This is a genomic window from Caecibacteroides pullorum (assembly GCF_019239235.1).
GTDB classification, from domain to species: Bacteria; Bacteroidota; Bacteroidia; order Bacteroidales; family Bacteroidaceae; genus Bacteroides; species Bacteroides pullorum.
Map to the genome: position 1 here is coordinate 1 of NZ_JAAZTS010000051.1, position 5,125 is coordinate 5,125.

The 5,125-nt window shown below is 41.5% G+C and carries 5 protein-coding genes and 1 rRNA gene; all 6 read right to left on the reverse strand.

Translation table 11 applies throughout. From position 1 onward, the window contains the following. Positions 1-441: 441 nt before the first annotated feature. Entirely contained in the window at positions 442-1,755 is a 1,314-nt protein-coding gene (gene der, locus HF894_RS14965) for a ribosome biogenesis GTPase Der (protein ID WP_021846474.1), read from the reverse strand. Positions 1,756-1,807: 52 nt separating this feature from the next. Further along, entirely contained in the window at positions 1,808-2,689 is an 882-nt protein-coding gene (gene era, locus HF894_RS14970) for a GTPase Era (RefSeq protein ID WP_204973443.1), read from the reverse strand. An 85-nt stretch (positions 2,690-2,774) separates the two neighbouring features. After that, positions 2,775-3,782 (reverse strand): beta-ketoacyl-ACP synthase III, encoded by a 1,008-nt coding sequence (locus HF894_RS14975; RefSeq protein ID WP_021846472.1) that lies wholly within the window; start codon positions 3,780-3,782, stop codon positions 2,775-2,777. A gap of 114 nt (positions 3,783-3,896) precedes the next feature. Next, positions 3,897-4,082: a 50S ribosomal protein L32 gene (gene rpmF, locus HF894_RS14980; protein ID WP_002562387.1), complete on the reverse strand. Its 186-nt coding sequence runs from the start codon at positions 4,080-4,082 to the stop codon at positions 3,897-3,899. Positions 4,083-4,094: 12 nt separating this feature from the next. Continuing rightward, positions 4,095-4,661 carry a YceD family protein gene (locus HF894_RS14985; RefSeq protein WP_204973445.1) on the reverse strand — a complete coding sequence of 189 codons (567 nt, stop codon included), beginning with the start codon at positions 4,659-4,661 and terminating at the stop codon, positions 4,095-4,097. Between the two features lie 373 nt (positions 4,662-5,034). Continuing rightward, positions 5,035-5,125: ribosomal RNA gene (gene rrf / locus HF894_RS14990) — 5S ribosomal RNA — on the reverse strand; the annotation flags it as partial.

The following is a 5,125-nucleotide window of genomic DNA, read 5'->3' on the forward strand; positions in this document are numbered from 1 at the left end:
AGCATTAAGGCACTGAACAGGATCACACTTAGATACTTTTTGTTCATAATTAAAAACTTTAAATTTATAAATTTAAAAATTAGTAAATAATTGAGTTTCTCATATTTAACTGTTTAGTTCTTGCCGAATTTCCCTCTCTGTCTGTAATTTAATTTACACTTATTAAGCTAATTAAACCTTCCGTTATTTCGCAGATAATTTCTTAATCACATAAATCTCACATACATAGATACTTAAGCAAGGATTATCCTTAGAATTGCGCGAAAATAGAGTAAAAAGAAGAGTAAGATGAAGAGAAAAACAATCAAGAAGAAAGCATCTCCGAGAAAAGAAAATATCTTACATAGAAGTTCTAATCCAGCCGGATAAAAGAACAAAAAAAGAGAATGCACCGTTACCGATGCATTCTCTTTTCTATAAATTTCAGACAGAATCTCTAACTTACTTCTGACGAATATAAATATTGATAGGTGTGCCTGTCAGGTTCCACTTTTCGCGCATTTTGTTCTCTAAAAAACGGCGATAGGGTTCCTTTACATACTGAGGCAAGTTGGCAAAATAAACAAATGATGGAACCTGCGTATTAGGCAACTGAGTGATGTACTTGATCTTAATATACTTTCCTTTGTTCGAAGGAGGTGGATAAGCTTCGATAAGTGGAAGCATTTCTTCATTCAACCGAGCGGTGGAAATACGAGTCGTCCGATTGTGATACACATTGCGTGCTTCTTCCAACACTTTCAGAATACGTTGTTTAGTAAGTGCCGAAGCAAAGATTATAGGGAAGTCGACAAAAGGAGCAAAACGGTTCCGAATGGCTTCTTCGAAGGTCTTCATCACTTTGACTGTCTTATCTTCCACCAGATCCCACTTGTTTACCACAACGACCAGCCCCTTTGCATTCTTCTGAATCAATGAGAAAATGTTCAGATCCTGACTTTCAATACCACGAGTAGCATCGAGCATCAAAATACAAACATCCGAATTTTCTATGGAACGAATAGAACGGATAACGGAGTAATATTCCAAGTCTTCATTCACTTTGTTTTTCTTGCGAATACCAGCCGTATCCACCAGGTAGAAATCGAATCCAAACTTGTTGTAACGAGTATAAATAGAATCGCGTGTTGTTCCGGCAATTTCCGTCACGATATTACGCTCCTCTCCAATAAAAGCATTTACAATAGACGATTTACCGGCATTTGGACGACCAACAACGGCAAAACGAGGGATATCTTCGTCCAATATTTCCGCAGATTCTTTCTTGAACTTACTCACGATCAGGTCCATCATGTCGCCCGTACCGCTTCCGGTCATAGCTGAAATACAATAAGGATCACCTAAGCCAAGGCTATAGAATTCGGGAGCATTATACTGCAATTCGTTGTTATCGGTCTTATTGGCTATCAACAACACAGGCTTCTTAGTGCGACGGAGAATAGATGCGACCTCCATATCCAAGTCGGTCACTCCGTTCATCACATCCACCACAAACAGAATCACATCCGCTTCGTCCACAGCCATCAATACCTGTTTGCGGATCTCTTCCTCAAAGATATCGTCCGAGTTCACCACCCAGCCACCTGTATCTACTACCGAAAACTCACGACCTAACCATTCAGCTTTACCATACTGACGGTCACGCGTAGTCCCCGCTTCTTCGTTCACAATCGCCTGCCGGGTCTTCGTCAAGCGATTAAATAGCGTAGACTTTCCCACATTAGGGCGTCCTACAATTGCAACTAAATTTCCCATAGTTCTTTATCTTTCATTCGTTTTGCGACTCTCACAGCCGCCTGTTCATTCTTTAATCAAGTTGATATCCAAAATTACGCAACTCTTTATCTGAATTGCGCCAATCCTTATCTACTTTCACAAATGTCTCCAGGAAAATGGTTTTCCCAAAGAACTTCTCCAGATCGCGTCTTGCTTCCGAAGCAACCTTCTTCAATGCCCGCCCCTGCTTACCGATAATGATACCCTTCTGCGAATCACGTTCCACGTAGATGACCGCATGAATATGAATCTTCTTGGCATCCTCCTTGAACTGTTCCACAACGACCTCTACAGAATAAGGGATTTCCTTATCATAATAAAGCAAGATCTTCTCGCGAATGATCTCATTGACAAAGAAACGGGCTGGTCTGTCTGTCCACTGATCTTTATCAAAATAAGGAGGCGAATCGGGCAAAAGCTCCTTGACACGCTTCATTACATAGTCCACATTGAACTTAGTGGCTGCCGAAATAGGGATAATCTCCGCCGAAGGCAGTAACTCTTTCCATGCTTCCACCAGTTCCACCAGTTTTTCCTGATTAGTAAGGTCAATCTTATTAATAAGTACAAGGACCGGTACCTCCAGTTTGCTAACTTTTTCAACAAAATCGTTGTGCTTGTCTGGTGTCTCGACTACATCCGTGACATATAGCAATATATCCGCATCTGCCAAAGCCGACGTAGAAAAGTTCAGCATTGATTCCTGTAACTTATACGACGGTTTCAACACACCCGGCGTATCTGAAAACACAATCTGCATCTCGTCAGTATTATAGATTCCCATAATACGATGACGGGTAGTCTGCGCTTTAAAAGTGGCAATTGAAATCCGCTCGCCTACCAACGCATTCATCAACGTCGACTTCCCGACATTCGGATTTCCGACAATATTCACAAAACCGGCCTTATGCATAACCAATCATTTTAAAACTGTGAAAAAAAAACGCATCGAATTCATTAAAATAGGATGCGTTTTTTATTATTATACCAACGTAGTCTTACTGTTCTTTCTTACCGTCGTATCCCCATTTCACGTAAACGGCACCCCATGTAAAGCCGGCGCCAAATGCTGTGAAAATCAGATTGTCTCCTTTCTTCAGCTTGTCTTCAAAATCCCAGATACACAACGGAAGTGTTCCAGCACTCGTATTACCATAACGCTGGATGTTGATCATTACCTTTTCATGAGGAACTTCCAAACGATTAGCAACCGCATCAATGATGCGCAGATTAGCCTGATGAGGAATTACCCAATCAATGTTGTCCTTATTCAATCCATTTCGTGCGGCAATTTCAGCACTAACATCGGACATATTTGATACGGCATACTTGAATACCGTACGACCTTCCTGATAGATATAGTGCATATGATTGTCTATTGTAAAATAGGAAGGAGGACATACGGAACCACCTGCTTTCATATGAAGGAAAGGAAGTCCCTTACCATCTGTACGCAAGATAGAATCCATAATACCATAGTCTTCCGTGGTAGGTTCTATCATGAACGCAGCCGCACCATCACCAAAAATTGGACAGGTTGCACGGTCTGTATAGTTCACCATCGACGACATCTTATCTGCACCAACAATGATTACTTTCTTATATCTGCCGGAGCGGATAAAATTAGCCGCTGTTTCCAGTGCATACAGGAAACCACTACACGCTGCCTGCAAATCAAAAGCGAAAGCATTCTTCAAGCGCAACTTGTCACACAAGATAGAAGCTGTCGAAGGGAAATGATAGTCAGGAGTCGTAGTAGCAACAATCACCAGATCGATATCATCGGGATCAGCTCCCGTACGCTGCATCAGCTGCTTGGCAGCCTTACGAGCCATATACGAACTTCCCAATCCTTCTTCATTGAGAATACGTCTTTCCTTAACACCGATTCGGGTCATAATCCATTCATCATTGGTGTCCACCATACGAGATATCTCGTCATTCGTCAAGATATAATCAGGGACATAACCGCCGACTCCTGTAATTACTGCATTTATTTTTTCCATTAAAATTTCAATACTAAGTAAATACTCAAAAAAGGTAATCTAAAAAGTTTTGCCTTTTCTCCAAAAGCAAAGCTTTTCAGACACCTATTCAAGCAGAGATCTACTGCGCGCCAATTAAACGGCAGCCTCTTTCTCTATAGCAAGTTTTCCTCTGTAATAGCCACATGCACCACATACAGTGTGATATACGTGCCATTCACCACAATTCGGACAAATAGCCAATGTAGGAGCTACCGCCTTATCATGAGTTCTTCTCTTTGCAGTTCTTGTCTTTGACTGTCTTCTCTTAGGATGTGCCATTTTCTTAAAACTTTAATTGTTATCTAATATTTTTTTTAATTCGTTCCAACGAGGGTCAATCGACGCTTCTCTATCATCATCCGACATATCTGTACCAGAAAACATTTCATCATCATCGTCCGCAGTGGTCCGCAAATGTTTACTCAGTTTTCCACTCATTTCCTTATTACACTTTCCAGGAGCATGCACATGCTTCATAGGAATAGCCAATGCAATAAACTCATACATAAACCATGCTACATTTATTGCACCTTCCACTTCGGGAATAACAATCAAGTTATCACCCTCCTCAGCATATTCTGCACCAAACTTGACCATCAACTTATCAGCAGAGGAAATTGAGAGCTCCATATCATCCAAACATCTATCACATGGAACTAAAATAACCCCTTCTGTTTGAAAGTTCAACTCAAATGCGCGAGAAGTTCGTTTCACAACCAATGACACATGCACCTTGCCTTTTTGAACCTCAGGTCCATCTATATCAGCAAAAAACTGGTTGTCAAGTAAAAAATCATACTGACAGTTATCAGTATGCATACCTTTCAAATCTATTTTATACTTCTCAAACTTTCCCACGTCTATTCCTTTCAAAGCTGCCAATCACTAGCAGATATAATTCGGGCGACAAAGATACAAAAAAATATCCGCTTTGCACAGACCTGAACAAAAAATATGTCCTTTTTATTAGTTTTTATCATTAAAAGTCCAATCCGACAGCGTTTTATCCCAAATAGTTCAACCTTCATAAGGAGATACTTTCAGAAGATGCAACGCAGCACTGCATGAGGGTGTAACTCAGCACTTCTTGGAGGTGTCAGTCCGCACTTGCTGAGGGCATGAGGCAGCACTGCGTGGGCAGGCAAGTGAGCACAGCCTGCCATTGGGGAGGGGGCGGGCACAAAAAACAAAGTCCCCCGCAACAGGAACGTTGCGGAGGACTTCTGAAGGAAAACGGCGGCGACCTACTCTCCCACTGTTACGCAGTACCATCGGCGTGACCGGGCTTAACTTCTCTGTTCGGAATGGGAAGAGGTGGAACC